Annotated in this window: 19 protein-coding genes, 7 tRNA genes and 2 pseudogenes; 5 read left to right on the top strand and 23 right to left on the bottom strand. The window is 53.2% G+C overall.

Features of this window, described 5'->3' with window-relative positions; all coding sequences use genetic code 11:
- Window positions 1–45 precede the first annotated feature (45 nt).
- From J4685_RS10595 to J4685_RS10585, 3 genes are all read left to right on the top strand, one after another.
- Window positions 46–999 carry a 2-keto-3-deoxygluconate permease gene (locus J4685_RS10595; protein ID WP_000694478.1) on the top strand — a complete coding sequence of 318 codons (954 nt, stop codon included), beginning with the start codon at window positions 46–48 and terminating at the stop codon, window positions 997–999.
- Between the two features lie 67 nt (window positions 1,000–1,066).
- Window positions 1,067–2,995 (top strand): sigma 54-interacting transcriptional regulator, encoded by a 1,929-nt coding sequence (locus tag J4685_RS10590; RefSeq protein ID WP_001044191.1) that lies wholly within the window; start codon window positions 1,067–1,069, stop codon window positions 2,993–2,995.
- 92 nt (window positions 2,996–3,087) lie between these two features.
- The gene (locus tag J4685_RS10585; RefSeq protein WP_001044887.1) at window positions 3,088–3,561 is read left to right on the top strand and encodes a zinc ribbon-containing protein; all 474 of its coding nucleotides are present in this window, start codon (window positions 3,088–3,090) and stop codon (window positions 3,559–3,561) included.
- 116 nt (window positions 3,562–3,677) lie between these two features.
- On the opposite strand, the pseudogene J4685_RS10580 reads toward J4685_RS10585, so the two are convergent.
- The 11 genes and pseudogenes from J4685_RS10580 to miaB all read right to left on the bottom strand — a co-directional run.
- Window positions 3,678–4,400, bottom strand: a pseudogene (locus tag J4685_RS10580) (hypothetical protein); the annotation flags it as partial.
- A gap of 31 nt (window positions 4,401–4,431) precedes the next feature.
- On the bottom strand, window positions 4,432–5,367 hold the full coding sequence (rihA, locus tag J4685_RS10575; RefSeq protein WP_001207427.1) for a pyrimidine-specific ribonucleoside hydrolase RihA: 936 nt from the start codon (window positions 5,365–5,367) through the stop codon (window positions 4,432–4,434).
- Between the two features lie 116 nt (window positions 5,368–5,483).
- Window positions 5,484–6,209 carry a glutamate/aspartate ABC transporter ATP-binding protein GltL gene (gltL, locus tag J4685_RS10570; protein WP_000631369.1) on the bottom strand — a complete coding sequence of 242 codons (726 nt, stop codon included), beginning with the start codon at window positions 6,207–6,209 and terminating at the stop codon, window positions 5,484–5,486.
- Window positions 6,209–6,883 (bottom strand): glutamate/aspartate ABC transporter permease GltK, encoded by a 675-nt coding sequence (gene gltK, locus J4685_RS10565; RefSeq protein WP_000272794.1) that lies wholly within the window; start codon window positions 6,881–6,883, stop codon window positions 6,209–6,211. The genes gltL and gltK overlap by 1 nt, the downstream gene beginning before the upstream one ends.
- A pseudogene (gene gltJ, locus J4685_RS10560) lies at window positions 6,883–7,623 on the bottom strand (glutamate/aspartate ABC transporter permease GltJ). Before gltJ ends, gltK begins: the two are co-directional and overlap by 1 nt.
- A gap of 159 nt (window positions 7,624–7,782) precedes the next feature.
- Window positions 7,783–8,691, bottom strand: coding sequence for an amino acid ABC transporter substrate-binding protein (locus tag J4685_RS10555; protein ID WP_001518176.1), 909 nt, complete (start codon window positions 8,689–8,691; stop codon window positions 7,783–7,785).
- 354 nt (window positions 8,692–9,045) lie between these two features.
- The gene (gene lnt, locus J4685_RS10550) at window positions 9,046–10,584 is read right to left on the bottom strand and encodes an apolipoprotein N-acyltransferase (protein WP_011233101.1); all 1,539 of its coding nucleotides are present in this window, start codon (window positions 10,582–10,584) and stop codon (window positions 9,046–9,048) included.
- 19 nt (window positions 10,585–10,603) lie between these two features.
- On the bottom strand, window positions 10,604–11,482 hold the full coding sequence (gene corC / locus J4685_RS10545; protein WP_001278615.1) for a CNNM family magnesium/cobalt transport protein CorC: 879 nt from the start codon (window positions 11,480–11,482) through the stop codon (window positions 10,604–10,606).
- Window positions 11,483–11,639: 157 nt separating this feature from the next.
- On the bottom strand, window positions 11,640–12,113 hold the full coding sequence (ybeY, locus tag J4685_RS10540; protein WP_000084478.1) for an rRNA maturation RNase YbeY: 474 nt from the start codon (window positions 12,111–12,113) through the stop codon (window positions 11,640–11,642).
- On the bottom strand, window positions 12,110–13,156 hold the full coding sequence (locus J4685_RS10535; RefSeq protein WP_001018045.1) for a PhoH family protein: 1,047 nt from the start codon (window positions 13,154–13,156) through the stop codon (window positions 12,110–12,112). Before J4685_RS10535 ends, ybeY begins: the two co-directional genes overlap by 4 nt.
- A 204-nt stretch (window positions 13,157–13,360) precedes the next feature.
- Entirely contained in the window at window positions 13,361–14,785 is a 1,425-nt protein-coding gene (miaB, locus tag J4685_RS10530) for a tRNA (N6-isopentenyl adenosine(37)-C2)-methylthiotransferase MiaB (RefSeq protein WP_016505467.1), read from the bottom strand.
- A gap of 143 nt (window positions 14,786–14,928) precedes the next feature.
- Between miaB and ubiF the strand changes: the two genes are divergently transcribed.
- The gene (gene ubiF / locus J4685_RS10525; RefSeq protein ID WP_000184533.1) at window positions 14,929–16,104 is read left to right on the top strand and encodes a 3-demethoxyubiquinol 3-hydroxylase; all 1,176 of its coding nucleotides are present in this window, start codon (window positions 14,929–14,931) and stop codon (window positions 16,102–16,104) included.
- Between the two features lie 130 nt (window positions 16,105–16,234).
- Here the strand turns inward: ubiF and J4685_RS10520 are convergent.
- From J4685_RS10520 to nagB, 12 genes are all read right to left on the bottom strand, one after another.
- Window positions 16,235–16,309, bottom strand: a tRNA-Gln gene (locus J4685_RS10520).
- A 43-nt stretch (window positions 16,310–16,352) separates the two neighbouring features.
- Window positions 16,353–16,427 (bottom strand) — tRNA-Gln (locus tag J4685_RS10515).
- Between the two features lie 46 nt (window positions 16,428–16,473).
- A tRNA-Met gene (locus J4685_RS10510) sits at window positions 16,474–16,550 on the bottom strand.
- A gap of 15 nt (window positions 16,551–16,565) precedes the next feature.
- Window positions 16,566–16,640: transfer RNA gene (locus J4685_RS10505), tRNA-Gln, on the bottom strand.
- A gap of 35 nt (window positions 16,641–16,675) precedes the next feature.
- Window positions 16,676–16,750 (bottom strand) — tRNA-Gln (locus J4685_RS10500).
- A gap of 23 nt (window positions 16,751–16,773) precedes the next feature.
- Window positions 16,774–16,858, bottom strand: a tRNA-Leu gene (locus J4685_RS10495).
- A gap of 10 nt (window positions 16,859–16,868) precedes the next feature.
- Window positions 16,869–16,945, bottom strand: a tRNA-Met gene (locus J4685_RS10490).
- A 221-nt stretch (window positions 16,946–17,166) separates the two neighbouring features.
- Window positions 17,167–18,831: an asparagine synthase B gene (gene asnB / locus J4685_RS10485; RefSeq protein WP_000337044.1), complete on the bottom strand. Its 1,665-nt coding sequence runs from the start codon at window positions 18,829–18,831 to the stop codon at window positions 17,167–17,169.
- Window positions 18,832–19,120: 289 nt separating this feature from the next.
- Window positions 19,121–19,873 carry a ribonucleotide monophosphatase NagD gene (nagD, locus tag J4685_RS10480; protein ID WP_000153139.1) on the bottom strand — a complete coding sequence of 251 codons (753 nt, stop codon included), beginning with the start codon at window positions 19,871–19,873 and terminating at the stop codon, window positions 19,121–19,123.
- 46 nt (window positions 19,874–19,919) lie between these two features.
- On the bottom strand, window positions 19,920–21,140 hold the full coding sequence (gene nagC / locus J4685_RS10475) for a DNA-binding transcriptional regulator NagC (RefSeq protein ID WP_000187578.1): 1,221 nt from the start codon (window positions 21,138–21,140) through the stop codon (window positions 19,920–19,922).
- 4 nt (window positions 21,141–21,144) lie between these two features.
- Window positions 21,145–22,299 (bottom strand): N-acetylglucosamine-6-phosphate deacetylase, encoded by a 1,155-nt coding sequence (gene nagA, locus J4685_RS10470; RefSeq protein WP_000271186.1) that lies wholly within the window; start codon window positions 22,297–22,299, stop codon window positions 21,145–21,147.
- A 59-nt stretch (window positions 22,300–22,358) separates the two neighbouring features.
- Window positions 22,359–23,159 (bottom strand): glucosamine-6-phosphate deaminase, encoded by an 801-nt coding sequence (gene nagB / locus J4685_RS10465; protein WP_001237059.1) that lies wholly within the window; start codon window positions 23,157–23,159, stop codon window positions 22,359–22,361.
- 326 nt (window positions 23,160–23,485) lie between these two features.
- Between nagB and nagE the strand changes: the two genes are divergently transcribed.
- Window positions 23,486–25,438, top strand: coding sequence for a PTS N-acetyl glucosamine transporter subunit IIABC (nagE, locus tag J4685_RS10460; protein WP_001023068.1), 1,953 nt, complete (start codon window positions 23,486–23,488; stop codon window positions 25,436–25,438).
- Window positions 25,439–25,484: the final 46 nt, after the last annotated feature.

Below are 25,484 nucleotides of genomic sequence, written 5' to 3'. Positions count from 1 at the left end.
AAATCGGGCAGCACAAGCTGTCCGGTTATCTCCTGGGAATAAGCTATGAAAATTAAAAAAACACTGGAACGTTTTCCTGGTGGTATGATGGTTGTACCGCTGATCATCGGCGCATTGTTTAAAACCTTTGCGCCGGAGGCGCTGGAAATAGGCGGTTTTGTCACCTCTATTTCGCATGGCGCAATGGCGATTTTAGGCATGTTTTTAGTCTGTATGGGCGCGGATATCCAGTTTAAAGCCGCGCCGAAAGCGCTGAAAAAAGGCGCTGCTATCACCTTTGCGAAATTTGCCAGCGGCGTGATTATTGGCATTCTGGTCGGAAAATTTTGCGGCCCGGATGGGTTATTAGGTCTGTCGGCTTTAGCGATTATTTCGGCGATGACCAACTCAAACAGTGGGTTATATGCCGCGTTGGTGGGGGAGTACGGCGATGAAACCGACGGCGGCGCGATTGCGGTAATATCGTTGAACGATGGTCCCTTTTTCACCATGCTGGCGTTAGGGTCGGCAGGCATGGTGTCGATACCCTTTATGAATCTGGTGGCGGTTATTATTCCCATTATCATTGGCATGATTTTGGGTAATCTGGATGAGGACATGCGCAAGTTTCTTAAACAGGGCAGCGTGGTAACGATTCCTTTTTTTGCCTTTGGGTTAGGATACGGTATTGATTTCGCACGACTTATCACGGCAGGCTCTTCAGGCATTTTACTGGGACTCATGACGGTGGCGATTGGCGGATTTTTTAATATTTTCGCCGATCGTCTGACGGGTGGCAGCGGCGTGGCAGGCGCGGCGGTATCCACCACCTCTGGCAACGCCGTCGCGACGCCAGCGGCAATCGCGCTGCTCGATCCGCATTTTACCGACCTGGCGTCGACGGCGGCGGCGCAGGTGGCGGCCTCGACGATTATTACCGCTCTGTGCGCCCCCTTCCTGACCGTATGGATAAAAAAACGCTACGATCGTAAACTGAACTCAGCCGCCGCAGGCGGTTAGCGTTTCGGCGGAAAATAAATCACGACGGGCGGTTTCGCCCGTTCATAAACCAACAGGATGGTGAGTGATGAATAAGACGAAAGATATAGCCGCATCTCCTCTCTGTTTTGTCTCTCCTTATCCGCAACTGGCAAAGGCTGCCGAGGCGCTGGTCGCGCAGTTGGATTACGCCGTCACTATTCATCAAACGACGCTTAATCGTATCCTGGATGAGCTACCTTTATTAGAGTCCCGTGGGCACCAGGTACTGATTAGTCGTGGCGGCTGTGCGGAAATATTAAAAAAGCACAGTAAATTACCGGTAGTCGAAATTAAAATGTCCGGCTACGACATTCTTGATGCGCTTATCCCTTTTAAAGGACAAAAAGGCACTGTCGGTATTGTCGGCTTTTCCAGTGTGATCAAAGGATGCGCGCGCGTAGCGGAACAGTTAAATATTAACTATAAAATTTTTACCTTACAGGGAAATGATAAAGAAACGATTTCTTGCCTGAAGCGGCAATTAGCGTCCACGCCATTAGATTGCATTGTTGGCGATACCGTTTGTCAGGATTATTTTTCACCGCTGGGCTCGCAATTCCGTTTACTTGATTCCAGCCCAGCCTCAATAACCGAAGCTCTGGAAGAAGCCAGCTCATTATATCTGGCTTTTCGCAGCCAATTACTCGAGCGTCATCATCTGCAGCTGATTCTCGATCAGTTTGATAAAGCTGTTATCACGCTTGATGATACCGGCGCGTTACTGCATTATAATAAATATGCGAGCCAACTTTTTAAAATTAACGCCTCCGGTGAAATTTATGACGCATCTTTCCTGAAACAGGTATTGCACCAGGAGCGGCATACATTACGCGAGGGAAAAACTGTCAGCGCGAAAGTCGTCGATACGCCGCAAGGCGCGATGGTGGTTAATCTGTATCCGGTATTTGCGGCCAGACAGTTAAGCCGGGTAGTGTTGACGATGCAAACCGTCTCCAGTTTACAGGGGGTGGAACATCATGTTCGCCGCCAGGAACTGTCTCGCCGTGGCTTGAGCGCCCGCTATCATTTCGACGATCTGCTTACCGAAAACCCGGAAATGCTGCGTCGTCTGGCGATCATTAAAAATTATGCCGGTACGGACGCGACTATCTTAATTAATGGCGAAAGCGGGACGGGAAAAGAGGTGCTGGCGCAAAGTATTCATAATGCCAGCCAACGCGTCAACGGCCCGTTTGTCGCCATTAACTGCGGCGCGATGGCCCCTCAGATTCTGGAGAGCGAACTCTTTGGCTATGTCGCTGGCGCATTTACCGGCGCGTCGCCGAAAGGCAAAATAGGCCTGTTTGAATTAGCGCACCACGGTACCATTTTTCTGGATGAGATTAGCGAACTGGATAAACCGCTACAGACGCGCTTATTACGGGTATTGCAGGAGCGGCAGATTATGCGGCTGGGCTCGGACCAGATGATACCTGTTGATATTCGCGTGATTGCGGCGACCAATCAGACGTTAACGAAGCTCATTGCGGACGGGACATTTCGCGAAGATCTTTACTATCGGCTTAACGTATTAAAAGTGACCACCATCCCGCTACGCAAACGTCCGGAGGATATCAAAGCCATCGGCCTGTCGCTGCTTACTAGTTTCAGCCAGCATTATAAACGCCCGGCACTAACGTTAACCCCGGCGCTGTGGCAAGAGCTTCAGCGCTTCGCCTGGCCCGGAAACGTCAGGCAGTTAAGCAATATTATCGAACGGCTGGTGCTCTCTATTGATCACTCCCCGGCAACGCTGGATGAGGGTCGCCTCTTGCTGGACGATCTGGAAGAGGGGAGCCGACGCGAGCCAACTACCTGCCACGACTGCCAGATGCTGGCTGGCGATTATAAAACGATTCGCCTGCGTATTTTGAGAAAATTATTAGAGGCGGAAAGGGATAATAAATCGTTAGTGGCGAAACGATTAAATGTCGATCGTACCTCGCTGACGCGCTGGATACGTGAGTCGGCCTGACAAGAATTTACAGACTCTGTGGGCAGCCTTGCAAAGCGTAACGCAAATAACGTCTATTATTATAGACAGTTAACGATCCAAGAGGTGAAGTGATGAACAAGGTTGCTCAATATTACCGTGAACTGGTGGCCTCATTAAGCGAGCGTTTACGCAATGGCGAGCGCGACATTGATGCGCTGGTGGAGCAGGCGCGCCAGCGCGTGATGCAAACAGGGGAGTTAACGCGAACCGAGGTGGACGAACTGACGCGCGCTGTCAGACGCGATCTGGAAGAGTTCGCCATGAGCTACGAAGAGAGCCAGGAAGATAGCGTCTTCTTGCGGGTGATTAAAGAGAGTCTCTGGCAGGAACTGGCGGATATTACCGACAAAACCCAGTTGGAATGGCGTGAAGTCTTCCAGGATTTGAATCACCACGGCGTGTATCACAGTGGCGAAGTGGTGGGGTTGGGGTATCTGGTGTGCGAGAAATGCCACTATCATCTGGCGGTTTACACGCCGGATGTGCTGCCGCTCTGCCCGAAGTGTGGGCACGATCAGTTCCAGCGCAGGCCGTTTGAGCCGTAAGGTTCATTATCGTGAGCGGACGGTTGCCGTCCGCCATGTTAAGCGTGCAGTTGGGCTTCCAGTTTGCGGATCTCTTCGTCGACGTTCCATTTGCCCGTGGGCTGTGCTTTTGGGAACCAGTTGACGCGAGTATAACTTCTGTCATGGCGAGTAAAGTAATCCTCCCAAAGGGATGGCGGTAGTTTTTCGTACTGTATTTTCAGGGGGATGCGGCGCTGAAACTGGGCTTCCTCCAGGCGCTCGCCGTCATAAAATTGCAGGCATTGCTGTCGCGTCTCGCCGCATAACTACTCGGCGCGTTGTGGGTTAAATCGCGATGGGGGCTGGCCTGGCAGTAAAAAACAGGGTTCGCCGGACTGGTAGTGATAGTCCACGTCAGCAATCCACTGCCCTGTGGTCGCGGGATTCGGTTGTTTTTCGTTACTCACCGCCCAGAAAAAATGTCCATTGCCATCTGTGGGATAAAGTTCGCGTTCTTCCAGCCGGTAATAACCATCGGCAAAGAGTGAAAACAGCGGCGTCAGGGCGGTAAATGCTTCGTTCAACCCGACTCCTGTCTGATTCCACTCGGCAAGTGAGGATAAAAACTGCGTGGCGCCTTCATCATCATTGCTAAAACCAGCATAAACAAATTCTGCGCAGGTTGGGCACCAGGCTTCAGTGTAAAAACGAATCAGCGGCGAGCCATGCCAGGAAAGCGTATGAATACCGGCGTCAGAGTCGGGATCGTGGATAACGCAGGGACGAAGCAATGCTTTTCCGTTACGTACTGAAAACGTTATATGGGCTACATCGTGCTGTAGCAGGCTGATTTCAGGTCTATTGTTACGCCAAAACATCGCTGTTCATCCCTGGATTCTACTTTGCGCTTTATGCGTAGTATTGCAGCCGTTCCGCCAGCAAATCGACAAATCCCTGGCGGTCTACATCGACCATCACCGTCGCATTCGGCTTATTCCCCGTCAGGAAATAATAATCCACCACCGTCATCCCCTGGGTGTATTTCCCCTGGGTTTCCACGCCAACCCAACGCTCAACGGTGGTGAAAATCTCGGGTTTCAGCAGCCAGGCGATGGTGCACGGGTCGTGCAGCGGCGCGCCGACAAATCCCCATTTTTCGTCTTTGTGGTACTCCATAAAGAAGTCCAGCAGTTCGGCGACGATGGTGGAAATCGGGTTGCCAATGGCGCGAAAGCGTTCGATATCGGCGGCGTGAATCTGCGCCTTATGGGTGACGTTCAGCCCGGCCATCACCACCGGAATACCTGACTGGAAGACAATTTCTGCCGCTTCCGGGTCGACGTAAATATTAAATTCCGCAGCGGGCGTCCAGTTCCCCAATCCCATTGCGCCGCCCATGATCACAATACGCGCAATTTTCGCGTGCAGTTCCGGATGGCTATTCAGCAGCAGCGCCACGTTGGTCTGTGGGCCAGTGGAGACGATGGTGACTGGCTGTGAGCTCTCACGCAGTGTTTTTGCCATCAGCTCAACGGCAGTGCCGCTTTGCGGGGCGAATGACGGTTCGGGCAGCGCCGGGCCGTCGAGGCCGCTTTCGCCGTGAACGTTATCGGCGATAATCAGTTCGCGCATGAGAGGTTTCACCGCGCCGCCCGCCACCGGAATATCCGGGCGTTTGAGCAGTGTCAGCATCCGCAGCACGTTGCGCAGGGTCTTCTCCGGCGTCTGGTTGCCGGCGGAAGAGGTGATCGCTTTCACTTCCAGTTCAGGGGAGGCGAGGGCGAGAACGAGGGCGATCGCGTCATCATGACCCGGATCGCAATCAATAATAATGGGCAGTGCCATTGTGGCTCCTTGTAAGCGGTACTTTGTGACAAGGTTAACGCCCGGCTGGATATGTTTCGAGAAGCGAAGCGGTAAAGCGTGAGATAGCGCGCACTCTGACGTGCGCGCCGGGAAGATTAGTGCAGGATTTTCGCAAGGAAGTCTTTTGCGCGATCGGAACTGGGGTTAGCGAAGAACTCCTCTTTTGGCGAATCTTCGACGATTTTACCTTCATCCATAAAGATCACCCGGTTAGCCACTTTACGGGCAAAGCCCATTTCGTGCGTCACCACCATCATGGTCATCCCTTCGTTCGCCAGCTCGACCATCACGTCCAGTACCTCGTTGATCATTTCCGGATCGAGCGCGGAAGTCGGTTCATCGAATAACATGGCAATGGGGTCCATACATAGCGCGCGGGCGATCGCCACGCGCTGCTGCTGACCGCCGGAAAGCTGCGCCGGGAACTTGTTGGCATGCGCAGACAGGCCAACGCGCTCCAGCAGCTTCAGGCCTTTATCGCGGGCGGCGGCCTTATCGCGTTTCAGCACTTTCACCTGCGCCAGCGTCAGGTTTTCGATGATCGACAGGTGGGGAAACAGCTCGAAGTGCTGGAATACCATGCCCACGCGGGAACGCAGTTTCGCCAGATCGGTTTTTTTGTCGTTCACAATAATGCCGTTAACGGTAATTTCGCCTTTTTGCACCGGCTCCAGACCATTGACGGTCTTAATCAGCGTGGATTTACCGGAACCCGATGGCCCGCAGACTACCACCACCTCACCTTTTTTCACTTCTGTTGAACAATCGGTCAGCACCTGAAAGTGACCATACCATTTTGAAACATTTTTCAGGGTAATCATTAAACTGTCCTTTTCTTCAAATAGCTGACCAGCAACGACGCGCTCAGGCTGATAACAAAATAAACGGCGCCGGCGAACAGAATCATTTCGACCTGAGTACCGTCACGCTCGCCGATAGTCGATGCGGTGCGGAAGAAGTCCGCCAGGCTGAGTACATAAACTAAAGAGGTGTCCTGAAATAGCACGATGCCCTGCGTAAGCAACAGCGGCACCATCGCCCGAAACGCCTGCGGCAGAATAATGAGCTTCATCGACTGCCAGTGGGTCATCCCCAGCGCCAGCGCGGCGCTGGACTGCCCGCGGGAAATACTTTGAATACCGGCGCGAATAATCTCGGAATAGTAGGCCGCTTCAAACATGGAGAATGCCACCATCGCGGAGATCAGGCGGATATCGGTTTTCGGCGATAGTCCCAGCACGTTTTGCAGAAAGCCGGGTACAATCAGATAGAACCACAGCAAGACCATCACCAACGGGATGGAACGGAAAACGTTAACATACGCTTTAGCAAACCAGGCGATAGGGGCAAAGCTTGAGAGGCGCATGACGGCCAGAATGGTTCCCCAGACTATCCCCACGATAACGGCGGTGACGGTGATCTTCAGCGTGATGACCAACCCGGCCAGCAGGTAAGGCAGTGAGGGGATAATCGAACTCCAGTCAAATTCGTACATTATTTGCTCCCCACGTTGCCCGGCAGGCGGACTTTGCGTTCAACCAGGCTCATGACCAGCATGATAACGGCGTTAATCAGCACATAGGCCAGCGTAATGGCGGTGAAGGATTCCCAGGCGTGCGCCGAGTAATCCAACAGTTTGCCTGCCTGCGCCGCCATATCCACCAGGCCGATGGTTGAGGCAATGGCCGAGTTTTTCACCAGGTTCATCATCTCTGACGTCATTGGCGGCACGATAACGCGATAGGCATTCGGCAGCAGGACATAGCGATAAGCCTGCGGCAGCGTTAGCCCCATCGCCAGCGCCGCGTTCTTCTGCCCGCGAGGCAGAGACTGAATCGCGGCGCGCACCTGTTCGCAAACGCGGGCGGCGGTAAACAGTCCCAGACAGATCATTGAGGAGAGGAAAAACTGAATATTGGGATCGAGTTCCGCCTTAAACCACATGCCAAGATCTTCCGGCAACAGTTCAGGCACCACCAGGTACCAGGTGAAGAATTGCACGATCAGCGGCACGTTGCGGAACAGTTCTACGTACAATGTGCCCAGTCCGGAGAGGAAACGGTTGGGAACGGTACGTAAAATGCCGAAAATAGATCCTACCAGGAAAGCGATAATCTAGGCGGTAATCGAAAGGGCTACGGTGACCTGAAAACCACTCCATAGCCAGCCGAGATAGGTGGTATTGCCGAAGGGGGCTTCCTGTAAAAAAATACCCCAGTTCCAGTCTATTGACATACATCTACTCCGAAAAAAAAGGGTAGCAGCGCTACCCTCGAAGATTGTTGCCCGGCGATCTGCGGTTTCAGGCCCGATGGGGAACGACCATCAGGCTTATAGTCTGTCCGTGCTGAGCGACAATCGAGAGGACAGGAGTCCCGTCCCATTTAGTTTTAGTTAGTTAAGCGCTTTATCATTCGGTGCTTTGAACAGGGCTTTCATCTCGTCAGACAACTCGAAATTCATGTTCAGGTTTTTCGGTGGGATCGGATTTTTAAACCACTTATCAAACCACTTTTCCGCTTCGCCGGAGGTTTGCGCCTGAGCGATGGTATCGTCCATCAGCTTTTTAAACTCAGGGTCGTTTTTACGCAGCATACAGCCGTAGGCTTCCTGGGACTGCGGTTTGCCGACAATCTCCCAGTTATCCGGTTTCTTGGCTTTGGCGCGCTCGCCGGCCAGCAGCGCGTCATCCATCATAAAGGCGACGGCGCGACCGCTTTCCAGGGTGCGGAACGAGTCACCGTGGTCTTTCGCGCTAATAATACGCATCCCCATCTTTTGCTCTTCGTTAAGCTTATGCAGCAGAATTTCAGAGGTCGTCCCGGAGGTGACGACGACCGCTTTGCCTTTCAGATCCGGGAAATCTTTAATATCGCCGCCTTTTTTAGTCAGCAGTCGCGTCCCGACGACGAAAATCGTATCGGAGAAGGCGGCCTGTTTCTGGCGCTCAAGGTTGTTAGTCGTTGAACCACATTCAAAATCGAAGGTTCCGTTTTGCAACAGCGGAATACGGTTTTGCGAGGTGATCGGGATCAGCTTCACCTGCAGATCGGGCTTGTTAAGTTTCTTTTTTACCGCTTCCACAATGGCGTTGGAGTAGTCCTGGGAATAGCCGACCACTTTCTGCTGGTTGTCGTAATAAGAAAAGGGCACAGAAGATTCGCGATGCCCGACGACGATCACGCCATTTTTAGCGATCTTGTCCAGGGTGCTACCAGCGGCAGGCGCGCCATCTTCTGCGTGCGCAAGGCCCGCAGACAGTCCCATGACCAGCATTGCTGTGGTTAGCTTACGTAATTGCATATCCAACTCCTTTATCATCTGCGCCGTCGACGCATTGATAGCTATTGTGATGTTGTTATTGCCTGCAACTTGCGCGTGCAGTGTTATGTGTGTTTGTTAACATTTAGTGTGGCTTGTTGTAAATATTTTGCTGCGATATTGTTTATTTTTGCGAAGTGCGCCGCACCGTTCAGAGGCAAAAATCCTACATTGCACCGTTCAGGTGCTACCGATGATCGTTTTTGGTGCGACCCGGTTGCACAAGCAGCCAGAACAGGTTTGCCATGTTTAACAAAGCAATAGACGTGCCAGAATGGGGAAAAAAGGAGGATTTTCAGGCCGGATAAATGAAGTGCTATCCGGCCTGGGGAGAGATTATTTCCGTCGTTGTCGCAGGCTCATCACTACCGCGCCAAAAGCAAACAGCGCGGTCAGTACCCATAGCGGCCAGTTGCCGGTACGAGCATAGGGAGTTAACCCCGTGGTTGGCGTGACATTGGTGGTCAGTACCTGGCGTGTGAACTGCGGGATCATCGCCTGAATTTCGCCCTGCGGGCCAATCACCGCCGTAATACCGTTGTTAGTACTGCGCAGCAACGGACGCGCCAGCTCCAGCGAACGCATCCGCGCCATCTGGAAATGTTGCCACGGGCCAATGGACTTACCAAACCAGGCGTCGTTAGAAATCGTCAGCAGATAGTCGGTGTCCGGGCGGAAGTTATCCCGCACCTGTTCGCCAAGAATAATTTCATAACAGATTGCCGCCGTCAGCTTATAGTCGTGCGCATGTAACTGCGGCTGGATATAAGGGCCGCGGCTAAAGGAGGACATGGGCAGATCGAAGAACGGCGCCAGCGGACGCAGGATAGACTCCAGCGGAACGAACTCGCCAAAGGGTACAAGGTGATTTTTATTGTAGCGATTGGGCGAGTCATAACTGTATGGATTATCCTTGCCCAACGTAATAATCGTATTGTAGGTGTCGTATCGATTCTGTTTATTGAGACGCGCATCGACAATACCGGTGATCAGCGTGCTATTTTTTTCGCGTAACATCTCGTCCAGCGAACGAAGGAAGGGCTGCTGATTGATTTCGAGATCCGGAATCGCCGACTCAGGCCAGATAATAATCTGTGATTTGCCTAACTCTGGGCGGGTTTCGTTGAGATAAATTTTTAGCGTATTCAGTAGCTGGTTTTCGTCCCACTTCAGCGACTGCGGAATATCGCCCTGCACCAGCGATAGCTGGGTCGCTTTGGCCGGTTCCAGCGTAAACCACTGGATATAACGTAGCGGAAAGGGCAAAGCAAACAGAATCACGGCGACAGCCAGCGGACGCCAGTTCCGCGTCGCCAGTGCCAGCGCTAACAGGCCACTGACCATCATCAGCAGGAAGTTGATCGCTTCGACGCCCATTACCGGCGCCAGTCCTTTTAGCGGGCCGTCGACCTGACTATAGCCAAATTGCAGCCAGGGGAAGCCGGTCAGCACCCAGCCGCGTAAAAATTCGGTGATTTGCCATACTGCAGGCGCGGCGATAGCGACGCGCAGCCAGTTGGTTTTTGGCCACAGGCGCGACAAAATCCCGGCAAACAGTCCGGTATACAGCGAGAGATAAGCTGCAAGCAGCACCACCAGAAAAACGTTAACCGGGCCCGGCATGCCGCCAAACTGCGCGATACTGACATAAACCCAGTTAATCCCGCTACCGAAAAGTCCGAGTCCCCAGCAATAGCCGATGGCGGCAGACTGGAGCGGGCGGCGATTAAACGTTAAGGCCTGCAGCCCGATAAGCGACACTATCGCTGCGGGCCAGACGTCATACGGAGAGAAAGCCAGCGTTCCGCAGGCGCCGAATAATAACGCCAGCAGCAGGCGAATACGCTGGCGTTCAATTAACGAGGCAAATGCCATTTTTAGTCCACTATTGCTGTTATTCGTCCAGTTTTGGCTGGGGCGAGTCATCCGGGATCCTGACATGCACCTGAATAATACGACGACTATCGGCCATCGCCACTTTGAACTGGTAACCATCAATGTCAATGGTTTCGCCGCGGGCCGGTAAATGGCCGAACGCCTGCATCACCAGCCCGCCGATGGTATCGACTTCTTCATCGCTGAAGTGGGTGCCGAAAGCGTCATTGAAGTCTTCAATCGACGCCAGCGCGCGAATCGTCCAGGTATGGCGGCTAAGCTGACGGAAGTCGATATCGTCTTCTTCGTCATACTCATCTTCAATTTCACCGACAATCAGTTCGAGGATGTCTTCGATAGTCACAAGGCCGGAAACGCCGCCAAACTCATCGATAACGATGGCCATATGGTAGCGCTGGGAGCGGAATTCCTTGAGCATACGGTCAACCCGTTTGCTTTCCGGTACGACAACCGCGGTGCGTAACACTTTGTCCATGCTGAAGGCTTCGGCATCGCTGCGCATAAACGGCAGCAAATCTTTGGCCATCAGAATCCCTTCAATGTGATCTTTATCTTCGCTGATCACCGGAAAACGCGAGTGGGCGGACTCAATGATAACATCGAGACATTCGTCCAGCGTCTGGTTGCGTTTTAGGGTAATCATCTGGGAGCGCGGGATCATAATATCGCGAACGCGCTGGTCGGCGATGTCCATTACGCCTTCGAGCATATCGCGCGTATCTTCATCGATAAGCTCGTTCTGCCCGGAATCACGGATCAGCGCCAGCAACTCATCACGGTTTTTAGGTTCACCGTGGAAAAGCTGGCTGAGTAGCAGGGAAAAAAATCCCTTTTTACTGTTTACTGTGTCACTACTGTGTGAATTGTCGTCGCTCATGGCGTCGTATGGGTTCTCATGTTAGTTAATACAAAGCTCGTCATGCGTATACTCAGCTGTGACGGCATGTTTTGCCTGATGGCGCTACGCTTATCAGGCCTACAAAAGGCATGAATGTAGGCCGAATAAGGCGCGAGCGCCGCCATCCGGCAAGCTACTATTCTGTAATCTTCTCGGCAATGTACGGATCCTCATAGCCCATAGCAAGCATAATCTCCGTTTCGAGAGACTCCATCTCTTCCGCTTCGTCATCGTCGATATGATCGTAACCCAGCAAATGCAGGCTACCGTGCACGACCATGTGCGCCCAGTGCGCCTCCAGCGGCTTGCTCTGTTCCTGCGCTTCCTGCTCCACGACCTGACGGCAAATAATCAGATCGCCCAGTAGCGGCATTTCAATGCCGGGGGGCGCTTCAAACGGGAAGGAGAGAACATTAGTGGGTTTATCTTTCCCGCGGTACGTCAAATTAAGGTCGTGGCTTTCGGCCTCATCCACCAGACGGATTGTGACTTCCGCCTCTTCCTGAAACTGCGGAATAACGCCGTCCAGCCAGCGTTGAAACTGAGCTTCATCCGGCAGGCCCGCGTGGTTTTCACAGGCCAACTGTAAATCGAGGATCACCTGGCTCATTTCTGTTCCTGCTCCTGGGCTTCACGCTTACGCTCTGCCGCCAACGCCGCTTTGCGTTTTTGTTCGGCCTCTTCCCAGGCTTCATAGGCGTTAACAATGCGGGCAACGACCGGATGGCGCACCACGTCTTCGCTGTGGAAGAAGTTAAAGCTGATTTCATCGACTTCCGCCAGCACTTCAATGGCATGACGCAAGCCGGATTTGGTGTTGCGTGGCAGGTCAATCTGCGTCACGTCGCCGGTGATCACCGCTTTTGAGTTAAAGCCGATACGCGTCAGGAACATCTTCATCTGTTCGATAGTGGTGTTCTGGCTTTCATCCAGAATGATAAAGGCGTCGTTTAATGTGCGTCCGCGCATATAGGCCAGCGGCGCGACTTCAATCACATTGCGCTCAATCAGCTTCTCGACTTTTTCAAAGCCGAGCATTTCGAACAGCGCGTCATACAGCGGACGCAGGTACGGGTCCACCTTCTGACTTAAATCGCCTGGCAAAAAGCCGAGTTTTTCGCCCGCTTCCACCGCCGGACGGGTCAGCAGAATACGGCGAATCTCCTGGCGCTCCAGGGCGTCTACCGCAGCGGCGACCGCAAGATACGTTTTACCGGTACCCGCCGGGCCGACGCCAAAGGTAATATCATGATCGAGAATATTGGCGATGTACTGCGCCTGGTTCGGGGTACGCGGTTTAATCACGCCGCGCTTGGTTTTGATATTAATAGCTTTGCCATAGTCAGGCACGCTTTCCGCGCTCTGTTCCAGCACCCGCGCTTCTTTGATCGCCAGATGAATTTGTTCCGGTTCGATATCCTGAGTCTGGCCGCGCATCGGTGCGGTATCGACATACAGACTTCGCAAAATATCTGTCGCCGCGGTCACGCAAATCGGACGACCGGTCAGTTTAAAGTGATTGTCACGGCGGTTGATTTCAATACCGAGACGACGTTCGAGCTGTTTAATATTGTCATCAAACGGCCCGCAAAGGCTCAACAGACGGGCGTTGTCTGCAGGCTCAAGGGTAATTTCGCGAGTGTCTATATTCAAACTGTTCCTCTTGTGTCTGTATCGCCGGACGCTGAACATTTACCGGCATCTAAGGAAATTATTCACGCCATAGGGAAAAGGCGCAAGCATTGCAATGAAGATGGGGATGAAGAGAGAAAATTGCAAGGCCCGTCGGGCGACAGGCCATGACCAGGAAGCCCGACAGGCGTAGCGCCATCGGGTATTATTGCCTTTCCTGCAGGATTAAGGCTGGTAGAATCCTACGCCCAGCTCATTTTCTTTACGGGTACGGGCAATGACGGACTCCGGCGTTTCGGCGACGCGCAGCCCCATTTCATCTTCGGTACGCACCACTTTTCCGCGCAGGGAGTTCGGATAGACGTCAGTAATTTCCACATCGACAAACTTACCAATCATCTCCGGCGTGCCTTCAAAGTTCACCACCCGATTGTTTTCGGTACGGCCAGACAGTTCCATAATGTTTTTACGTGACGTGCCTTCCACCAGAATGCGCTGTGTCGTGCCGAGCATACGGCGGCTCCATGCCATCGCCTGCTGATTGATACGCTCTTGCAGAATATACAGACGCTGCTTTTTCTCTTCTTCCGGTACGTCATCAACCATATCGGCAGCCGGCGTTCCCGGACGCGCAGAGAAGATAAAGCTGTAGCTCATATCAAAGTTGACGTCAGCGATAAGCTTCATGGTTTTTTCGAAATCATCGGTAGTTTCGCCAGGGAATCCGACGATAAAGTCAGAGCTTATCTGAATGTCCGGCCGCGCCGCGCGCAGTTTACGGATGATTGCTTTATATTCCAGCGCAGTGTGGGTGCGCCCCATCAGATTCAACACGCGATCGGAACCGCTCTGTACCGGCAGATGCAGGAAACTGACCAGCTCCGGCGTATCGCGGTACACCTCGATAATATCGTCGGTGAACTCAATCGGATGGCTGGTGGTAAAGCGAATACGGTCAATGCCGTCGATGGCGGCAACCAGACGCAGCAGATCGGCAAAGGTGCCAGTGGTGCCGTCGTAGTTTTCTCCGCGCCAGGCGTTAACGTTCTGGCCCAACAGGTTGACCTCACGCACGCCCTGCGCCGCTAACTGGGCGATTTCGAACAGGATATCGTCTGAGGGACGGCTGACTTCTTCACCGCGGGTATACGGCACCACGCAGTAAGTACAATATTTATTGCAGCCTTCCATGATAGAAACGAAAGCGGTCGGGCCTTCTGCGCGCGGTTCCGGCAAACGGTCGAACTTCTCGATTTCCGGGAAGCTGATATCGACCACCGGGCTGCGGTCGCCACGCACGGAGTTAATCATCTCCGGCAGGCGGTGTGAGGTTTGCGGACCAAAAATAATGTCGACGTAATGGGCGCGTTGACGAATGTGCTCGCCTTCCTGGGAAGCCACGCAGCCGCCGACGCCGATAATCAGATCGGGATTTTTCTCTTTTAACAGTCTCCAGCGACCTAATTGATGGAAGACTTTTTCCTGAGCCTTCTCGCGGATTGAGCAGGTATTCAACAGCAGCACATCCGCCTCTTCCGCCACGTCGGTCAGTTGATAGCCGTGGGTGGCGTCCAGCAGATCGGCCATCTTCGATGAATCGTACTCGTTCATCTGACAGCCCCAGGTTTTAATATGGAGTTTTTTAGTCATCGACTTGCTCTTGCGAAATAGTGGCTGAAAAGCAGGGCGCATAGTGTAATGCTTTGGCGCGGTTGTGACCAGTATGACTGACGTCAGCCCTAATGGGTAAAAAATCCTGTAAACTTGTTTAAAACGTAACAGGATGAATGACCATGACAAATCAACCAACGGAAATTGCCATTATCGGCGGGGGAATGGTCGGCGGCGCGCTGGCGCTGGGTCTGGCGCAGCAAGGGTTTACGGTGATGGTAATAGAACATGCCGCGCCTGCGCCGTTTGCGGCTGACAGCCAGCCTGACGTGCGGATTTCGGCCATTAGCGCGGCATCCGTGGCGCTGCTCAAGGGGCTGGGCGTGTGGGAGGCGGTGCAGGGGATGCGTAGCCATCCTTATCGGCGACTGGAGACCTGGGAGTGGGAAAACGCCCATGTGGTGTTCGACGCCGCTGAACTCAAGCTGCCGCTGTTAGGCTATATGGTGGAGAACAACGTCCTGCAACAGGCGTTATGGCAGGCGCTGGAAGCGCACCCCGGCGTGACGCTGCGCGTTCCGGCTTCACTGGCGGCATTGCACCGCCGCCACGATGGTTATGCGCTGGAACTGGCCGACGGCGAATGGGTAACGCCGAAGTTAGTGATTGGCGCCGACGGTGCGAATTCGCAGGTTCGGCAAATGGCGGGAATTGGCATTCATGCCTGGCAATATGCGCAGTCGTGTATGCTTATCACCGTCAAGTGTGAAAATGCGCCAGGCGACAGCACCTGGCAGCAGTTTACGCCAACGGGGCCGCGCGCCTTTTTGCCGCTGTTCGACGATTGGGCGTCACTGGTGTGGTATGACGCTCCGGCACGTATTCGCCAGTTGCAGGGTTTATCGATGACGCAATTGCAGGTGGAAATTAACCAGCACTTTCCGGCGCGTCTGGGGGCGGTGATGCCTGTCGCGGCGGGCGCGTTTCCGCTAACCCGTCGTCACGCGTTGCAGTATGCGCAACAGGGGCTGGCGCTGGTAGGCGACGCGGCGCATACCATTCATCCGCTGGCCGGGCAGGGCGTCAACCTGGGGTATCGGGATGTTGATGCGTTGATTGATGTGCTGGCGAGTGCCCGTAGCTATGGCGAGTCCTGGGCCAGCCATTCGGTGTTGAAACGCTATCAGACGCGGCGCATGGCAGATAATTTTATGATGCAAAGTGGAATGGATCTGTTTTATGCCGGGTTCAGCAATGAACTGCCGCCGCTGCGTATTTTACGCAATATGGGGCTGATGGCGGCGCAGCGCGCAGGCGTGCTAAAACGTCAGGCGCTGAAATATGCGTTGGGGTTGTAGTTTGTGTTATGCCGGGTGGCGGATACCTTACCCGGCCTGTATTCGCCCGTAGGCCTGATAAGCGTAGCGCCATCAGGCAGTCCGAATTGCCAGAAAAGCAAAAAGCTCGCCGAAGCGAGCTTTTTAAAGGTGGCTGGGGTACGAGGATTCGAACCTCGGAATGCCGGAATCAGAATCCGGTGCCTTACCGCTTGGCGATACCCCAATTGTCGTACTTCTTGCGCTCATTAGCAGAGCGTTTTTAAAACTGGCTGGGGTACGAGGATTCGAACCTCGGAATGCCGGAATCAGAATCCGGTGCCTTACCGCTTGGCGATACCCCAACAAATTATTTTCGAACCGGTCGAATACCTCGACGTGTTCTGAATATGGTGGCTACGACGGGATTCGAACCTGTGACCCCATCATTATGAGTGATGTGCTCTAACCAACTGAGCTACGTAGCCAGATGATTTCTTCGATGGCTGGGGTACCTGGATTCGAACCAGGGAATGCCGGTATCAAAAACCGGTGCCTTACCGCTTGGCGATACCCCAATACCGTCGCGGTGAACCGCAAACTCGAAGAAATATGGCTGGGGTACCTGGATTCGAACCAGGGAATGCCGGTATCAAAAACCGGTGCCTTACCGCTTGGCGATACCCCATCCGTACAACGCTTATCGGTGAATGGTGCGGGAGGCGAGACTTGAACTCGCACACCTTGCGGCGCCAGAACCTAAATCTGGTGCGTCTACCAATTTCGCCACTCCCGCAAAAAAAAGATGGTGGCTACGACGGGATTCGAACCTGTGACCCCATCATTATGAGTGATGTGCTCTAACCAACTGAGCTACGTAGCCATCTTTTTTCGCGTTACCTTATCGGCGTTGCGGGGCGCATTATGCGTATTGAGCCTTGAAGCGTCAACCTCTTTTTCATCGAAAAACGTCGGAAAGTGTCTGTTTGGTTAGGTTGCGAACAGCGTGGCGCAATATTCGGCAATTATTGGTTATTAATCGTTTTTCCGAAAGTGGTTTGCTATAAAAAAAGAGCCCCTAAGGGCTCTTTCGTCATCGTTAATTTACTGGTACGCCGACTGATGCACGCCGACCGCGCGGCCTGACGGGTCATCCATCGTTTTGAATGCTTCATCCCACTCAATGGCTTTGGCGGAAGAACAGGCGACGGACGGGCCGCCGGGTACGCACTCCGCCGCGCTTGGCACCGGGAACAGCTCTTCAAAAATTTCCCGGTACAGATACGCCTCTTTAGACGACGGCGTGTTGTATGGAAAGCGGAAGCGGGCGGTTTCCAGTTGTTGATCGGAAATCTGTTTCGCCGCCACCTCTTTCAGCGTATCGATCCAGCTGTAGCCTACGCCGTCAGAGAACTGCTCTTTCTGACGCCACGCGACGCTTGCCGGCAGATAAGACTCGAAGCACTCGCGCAGCACGTGTTTTTCCATCTTGCCGTTGCCGCACATTTTATCCTGTGGGTTGATACGCATCGCCACGTCGAGGAATTTTTTATCCAGGAACGGTACGCGCGCTTCCACGCCCCAGGCGGACATCGCTTTGTTGGCGCGGGCGCAGTCATACATATGCAGCGCCTGTAGTTTACGTACCGTCTCTTCATGTAACTCTTTGGCGTTCGGCGCTTTATGGAAGTACAGATAGCCGCCAAACACCTCATCGGAACCTTCGCCGGAGAGCACCATTTTGATGCCCATCGCTTTGATCTTACGTGACATCAGATACATTGGCGTTGAGGCGCGGATAGTGGTTACGTCATAGGTTTCAATGTGGTAAATCACGTCGCGAATCGCATCCAGACCCTCCTGGACGGTGAAGTGAATTTCATGATGCACGGTGCCGAGGTGGTTAGCCACTTCCTGGGCCGCCTTCAGGTCAGGCGAACCTTCCAGACCTACCGCAAAAGAGTGCAACTGTGGCCACCAGGCTTCGGAGCGCTCCTGATCTTCGACGCGACGGGCGGCGAATTTTTTGGTGATTGCCGAGATAACCGACGAGTCCAGGCCGCCGGAGAGCAGTACGCCGTAGGGCACGTCGGACATCAGGTGGCTTTTCACGGATTCTTCCAGCGCCTGACGCAGCGCGTTTTTGTCGGTGACGTTATCTTTTACCGCATCGTAATCGAACCAGTCGCGCTGATAGTACTGACGAATTTTGCCGTCTTTGCTCCACAGGTAGCTGCCCGCCGGAAACTCTTTAATGGTGCGGCAGACCGGGGTCAGCGCTTTCATTTCTGACGCTACGTAGAAGTTGCCGAATTCGTCATAGCCCATATAGAGCGGAATAATACCGATATGGTCACGACCAATCAGATAAGCGTCTTTTTCGCTGTCATACAGGGCGAAGGCGAACATCCCCTGTAAATCGTCAAGGAAATTCGGCCCTTTTTCCTGATACAGCGCGAGGATAACTTCGCAGTCGGAGCCTGTCTGGAACGCGTAACGATCGCCATACTCCGCGCGTAACGTCTGATGGTTATAAATTTCACCGTTCACCGCCAGCACGTGGGTTTTCCTGGCGTTATACAGGGGCTGGGCGCCGGCGTTAACATCAACAATCGACAAGCGTTCATGTGCGAGAATCGCGTTATCGCAAGCATAGATGCCGGACCAGTCCGGGCCGCGATGGCGCATCAGGCGTGACAGTTCAAGGGCTTTTTTACGCAGTTCCGCTGCATCTGTTTTGATATCGAATACGCCGAAAATAGAACACATAGCCTTCTCCGTTAATCTGTTGCGTCGTACTTTTTGTGTTTGCTTGACTAAAAAATGCCGCAAAGGCGTGGAAGGCGCAAGGGGATTACGGTCTGAAAAATGAAAAATGCAATCGTCATTGTTGATTAGTGAAAAATGATTGCATATTGCGCGGATTTATTGATGGATCTTCAGTTTTATCGTGGATTAATTGAATTATGTTTTTCCTGATGGCGTTTCGCTTATCAGGCCTACAATGTTGTTCGAACCGTAGGCCTGAAAGCTATGCGTCATCAGGCAGGGGACAGGTTTAGATAACGTCGATCTCAGCGACGGAAGGGTAAATCCAGCTTGGGCGGAACGGCATACTGTCAATATCATTGATTGTTGATACGCCTGAAAGCACCAGAATGGTCTCCAGACCGGCCTGGAATCCTGCCAGAATGTCGGTGCGCAGGTTGTCGCCGACGATAACGGTCTCTTCCGAGTGCGCCTGCATTTTGTTTAACGCCGCGCGGATGATCCACGGGCTGGGTTTGCCGACATAAAACGGCTTCCGGCCGGAAATTTTTTCAATGCCTGCGCACAGCGCGCCGCAGGCCGGATAAAAGCCGCGACCGTGGGTATCCGGGTTGGTGGCGATAAAGCGCGCGCCATTGGCGACGAAAAATGCCGCTTTATGCATCATGTCCCAGTTGTAGGAGCGGGTCTCTCCAACGATGACAAAATCAGGGTTCACATCGGTAATGGTAAAACCCGCTTTATAGAGCTCGTGAATAAGCGCGCCTTCGCCCACGACATACGCTTTCTTACCTTCCTGACGGCGCAGAAAATCGGCTGTCGCCATTGCTGACGTATAAAACACGCTGTCCGGCACGTTAACGCCAGCGGTAGCAAAACGGTTCGCCAGATCCTGGCAGGTTTGCGACGGGTAATTGGTCAGCAGCACCAGCGGCAGACCTTTTTCCAGAATCCCCGTCAGAAATTCCGCCGCACCGGGTACGGCTACGTTGTCGTGCATCAGCACGCCGTCGATATCGCAGATTACATTCTTGATGGTCATGAACTACCCAGGGAATTTGTGAATAATCCGATACTATAAGAGCGCATCAACTTTCCAGCAAACGTTGCAGTAATGTTCCGTTGAGCATGGCGCGTTTAACTAAGGCAAATGCGCCGATAGCAGAACGGTGATCCAGCGTGGAGCGTACCACCGGCAAATTTTTGCGAAATGCCTTTAACGCCTGCGTATTGATACAGCTTTCAATAGCGGGCAACAGGACTTTATCGGCTTCAATGATCTCGCCGGCAATGACGATTTTTTGCGGATTAAACAGGTTGATAGCAATGGCGATCGTTTTGCCCAAATGGCGGCCAACATGCTCAATGACTTCCGAGGCCAGGCTGTCGCCCCGGTTTGCCGCCTTACAGATGGTTTTAATCGTGCAGTCGTCAAGCGGAACACGGCTTTGATACCCTTGTTTAAGCAAATTCAGCACCCGTTGTTCAATCGCCGCATTGGCGGCAATGGTTTCCAGACAGCCGAAATTACCGCAGTGGCAGCGCTCGCCCAACGGCTCCACCTGAATATGCCCAATTTCGCCGACGTTGCCGTTACGGCCAATGAAGATGCGCCCGTTGGAGATAATCCCGGCGCCTGTACCACGATGGACGCGCACCAGAATCGAGTCCTCGCAATCCTGACTGGCGCCGAAGTAGTGTTCCGCCAGCGCCAGGCTACGAATATCGTGTCCCACGAAACAGGTAACGTGAAACCGTTTTTCCAGCGCTTCGACCAGTCCCCAGTTTTCAACCTGAATGTGTGGCATGTAACGAATCACGCCACTTTCCGGATCGACAAGCCCTGGCAGGATCACCGAGATAGCGATCAATTCACGAATTTTACGCTGACAGCTATCAATAAAGACGGCGATAGTGTTGAGCAGCGCATGTTCCAGCGTCTCTTGGGTGCGCTCCGGCAGCGGATAATGCTCCTCAGCGACCACTTTACTGCTCAGATCGTAGAGCGTTAAAGTGGTGTCATGACGCCCCAGGCGAACGCCAATGGCGTGGAAGTTACGGGTTTCCGTGACGATAGAGATAGCGCGGCGGCCTCCGGTAGAGGCCTGCTGATCGACTTCTTTGATCAGCCCGCGTTCAATGAGTTGACGCGTAATTTTCGTTACGCTGGCGGGAGCAAGCTGGCTTTGCTCGGCAATTTGTATGCGCGAGATAGGACCATGCTGGTCAATCAGGCGGTAAACGGCCGCGCTGTTAAGCTGTTTTACGAGATCAACGTTACCTATCTGAGCTTGTCCGCCTGGTGTCATATTCTCACTTACTCAAGTCAACGACCTCGTCACCATTAACGATGGTCTTGATAATTTTAAAATCGTGGGTGAACGCGGTCAGGTTGGCGACTTTACCCGGCGCAATGCTACCGAGATGTTTATCAACGCCGATAGCGCGTGCCGGATAGAGCGTTGCCATGCGCAGCACTTCATCCAGCGCGATGCCGCAATGCGCGACCAGGTTGCGTACGCCTTCAATCATGGTTAAGGACGAACCGCTCAACGTACCGTTTTCATCCACACACAGCCCATTGCGGTAGTATATTGTTTTACCTGCGAAAATGAACTGCTCAATATTGGCCCCCGCCGGTGCGGTGGCGTCTGTCACCAGACAAAGTTTGTCGCCTTTCAGGCGTTTGGCATTGCGAATGTTGGCGTAGTCGACATGCAGACCATCGGCGATAACGCCGCAATAAATATCCGCTTCGTCCAGAACAGCGCCAGCAAGGCCCGGCTCACGCCCTGTAATGTACGGCATCGCGTTAAACAGGTGAGTCGCAAAAGTAATCCCGGCGCGGAAGCCCGCTTTCGCCTCTTTTAACGTCGCGTTGGAGTGACCTGCGGAAACCACAATGCCCGCATTCGCCAGTTTAGCGATTACGTCAGCAGGCACCATTTCCGGCGCGAGAGTGACTTTGGTGATGACGTCGGCATTATCGCATAAGAAATCGACCAGCGCAGCGTCTGGTTTACGCACGAAATCAGGATTATGGGTGCCTTTTTTTACCAGATTAAGCCAGGGGCCTTCCAGGTGGAGACCCAGCGCCTGGTGCGGATGTTTTTCCAGGTATTCGCGCATGACGCGAATGCCCTGTTTCATCAATTCATCGCTGGTAGTGATAAGCGTTGGCAGAAAGTTAGTACAGCCCGATTTTTCATTGGCTTTCTGCATAATTTCCAGCGTTTCAACGCTGACGGCTTCTGCGGTATCGTTAAACTGCACGCCGCCGCAGCCGTTTAACTGCACATCAATAAAACCGGGGGAGAGAATGGCCCCATTCAATGAGCGTTGTTCTATTCCCGGTGGCAGTTCGGCCATCGGACAAACGCGGTCAATCAGGCCATTAGCGACAACAAGCGCATGGTCATCAAGAATTTCGTGACCGGTAAAGATCCGGCCCTGGGTTAAAGCATACATTCTGACCCCCGATATCAAAAATTTACCGCCCCGCATTGACTGGCGGGGCGGAGACAACATTACAGACCTTTAATATTTTCTGCTTCTAATTCATTGAAATATTTCAATGTTTTAACTTTAAGTTCCATTGTGGACGGCTCATCGCATACCACAACCGCTTTCGGATGGAGTTGCAGGCAGCTAATGGTCCACATGTGGTTGACGTTGCCTTCAACCGCCGCCTGCAGCGCCTGGGCTTTCTGATGGCCCAGCACCAGAATCATCACTTCTTCCGCATCCAGCAGCGTGCCTACGCCTACCGTCAGCGCGTATTTCGGCACCTGGTTTACGTCGCCGTCAAAGAAGCGGGAGTTCGCTACGCGAGTATCATGGGTTAACGTTTTGATACGGGTACGGGAAGCCAGGGAAGAAGCCGGTTCGTTAAAGGCGATGTGACCGTCGTTGCCGACGCCGCCCATAAACAGATGGATTTTACCGTAAGAACGAATTTTTTCTTCATATTGACGGCATTCTGCATCGATATCCGGTGCGTTACCGTTGAGAAGATTGATGTTTTCTGCTGGAATATCAACGTGATCGAAAAAGTTACGATGCATAAAGCTGTGGTAGCTTTCCGGGTGCTCTTTCGGCAGGCCAACATATTCGTCCATATTAAAGGTGACCACATGCTTAAAGCTGACCTCGCCCGCTTTGTGCATCTCAACCAGCGCTTTGTACGCCGTTAGCGGCGTGCCGCCGGTAGGCAGTCCAAGGACAAACGGACGATCGGCGGTCGGTTTGAACGCATTAATACGGTTAACGATATGGCGAGCAGCCCATTTGCCAACCTGTTCTGCGGTACTCAGGGGGATCAGTCTCATTCTTCACCTCAATAATCAATGTCAAAATTTGGCGGATCGTATTAAGCGTAACCTGGATATCCAGGGTTCGTGTTCAATCCGTCCTGATTTTTTGAATCATAAAATAAGTTTTCCGTGTTAGCCAGTGGATGGTAGGGGTAATTACGATATTTAGTGATTATAATCACAAAAAACACCCGTTTAATTTGCGAGGCGAATTAATTTTCCACACACTCTGCAGAAGATGATCTCACCGTTCGATTACAGAACATCACGTTTTTAACGTTTGCAGCACAATAAAAAACGGCTTCAAAGAAGCCATATCGGCGTCTCGTAGGGGGAATAAGATGAATATTTTAGGTTTTTTCCAGCGGCTGGGTAGGGCGTTGCAGCTCCCTATCGCCGTGTTGCCGGTGGCAGCGTTGTTGCTGCGATTCGGCCAACCAGATTTGCTGAATATGCCGTTTATCGCGCAAGCGGGCGGGTCTATTTTCGATAACCTGGCGCTGGTTTTCGCTATCGGCGTGGCCTCCAGTTGGTCTAAAGATAGCGCGGGCGCGGCAGCGCTGGCGGGAGCCGTGGGTTACTTCGTCATGACCAAAGCGATGGTGACGATTAACCCGGAAATCAACATGGGCGTGCTGGCGGGGATTATTACCGGTCTGGTCGGCGGCGCGGTTTATAATCGCTGGTCTGGTATCAAACTGCCTGATTTTCTCAGTTTCTTCGGTGGAAAACGTTTTGTACCGATCGCAACGGGCTTTTTCTGTCTGGTGCTGGCCGCTATTTTCGGTTACGTCTGGCCGCCGGTACAGCATGGCATCCATGCGGGCGGTGAATGGATCGTTTCCGCAGGCGCGTTGGGTTCCGGTATCTTTGGCTTCATCAACCGTCTGCTGATCCCCACCGGTCTGCATCAGGTACTGAACACCATCGCCTGGTTCCAGATTGGCGAATTCACCAATGCCGCAGGTACTGTATTCCACGGCGACATCAACCGCTTCTATGCTGGCGACGGCACGGCGGGGATGTTTATGTCCGGCTTCTTCCCGATCATGATGTTTGGTCTGCCGGGCGCCGCTCTGGCGATGTATTTCGCCGCGCCGAAAGAACGTCGTCCGATGGTGGGCGGTATGCTGCTGTCTGTCGCGATCACCGCGTTTCTGACCGGCGTAACCGAGCCGCTGGAATTCCTGTTTATGTTCCTGGCGCCGCTGCTGTACCTCCTGCACGCCATTTTGACTGGTATCAGCCTGTTCGTCGCGACGTTGCTGGGTATCCATGCGGGCTTCTCTTTCTCGGCAGGCGCGATCGACTATGTTCTGATGTATAACTTGCCAGCGGCCAGCAATAACGTCTGGATGTTGCTGGTGATGGGCGTTGTATTCTTTATCATCTACTTCCTGCTGTTCAGCGCGGTTATTCGTATGTTTAACCTGAAAACGCCGGGCCGCGAAGATAAAGTTGATGAGATGGTAACGGAAGAAGCCAACAGCAACACCGAAGAAGGGTTAACGCAACTGGCGACCAGCTATATTGCTGCGGTTGGCGGTACGGACAACCTGAAAGCTATCGATGCGTGTATTACCCGTCTGCGCCTGACCGTGAACGACTCTGCTCGTGTCAACGATGCGGCCTGCAAACGCCTCGGCGCTTCCGGCGTGGTGAAACTGAACAAACAGACCATTCAGGTTATTGTCGGCGCGAAAGCGGAATCGATTGGCGATGAAATGAAGAAAGTGGTGGCGCGGGGGCCGGTCGCGGCAGCGTCTGCTGATGCGGCTCACGTTGCGACACCTGCTCCGGCGGCCAAACCCCAGGCGGTGCCGAATGCGGTGACTATCGCTGAACTGGTCTCTCCGATTACCGGTGAGGTAGTGGCGCTGGATCAGGTACCGGATGAAGCTTTCGCCAGCAAAGCGGTCGGCGACGGCGTGGCGGTGAAACCCACCGATAAAACCGTGGTTTCTCCGGCGGCGGGTACTATCGTGAAAATCTTCAACACTAACCACGCGTTCTGTCTGGAAACCGAAAAAGGCGCGGAGATCGTTGTCCATATGGGTATCGATACCGTCGCGCTGAACGGTCAGGGCTTTAAGCGTCTGGTAGAAGAGGGTGCGGAAGTCACGGCGGGTCAGCCGGTGCTGGAACTGGATCTGGACTTCCTGAATGCCAATGCGCGTTCCATGATAAGCCCGGTTGTTTGCAGCAACAGCGATGACTTCAGCGCTCTGGTCATCAAAGCGGATGGTCACGTGGTAGCGGGTAAAACGCCACTGTACGAGATCAAGAGCAAATAATCGCTTCCTGGCCGGATAAGGCGTAAGACGCCATCCGGCGATATCA

Origin of the sequence: Salmonella sp. 32100201201700099SM (assembly GCF_017572645.1) — a bacterium.
GTDB classification, from domain to species: Bacteria; Pseudomonadota; Gammaproteobacteria; order Enterobacterales; family Enterobacteriaceae; genus Salmonella; species Salmonella enterica.
The sequence above is the reverse complement of the archived record's forward strand: the minus strand, read 5'-3'. Positions and strand labels throughout refer to the sequence as shown.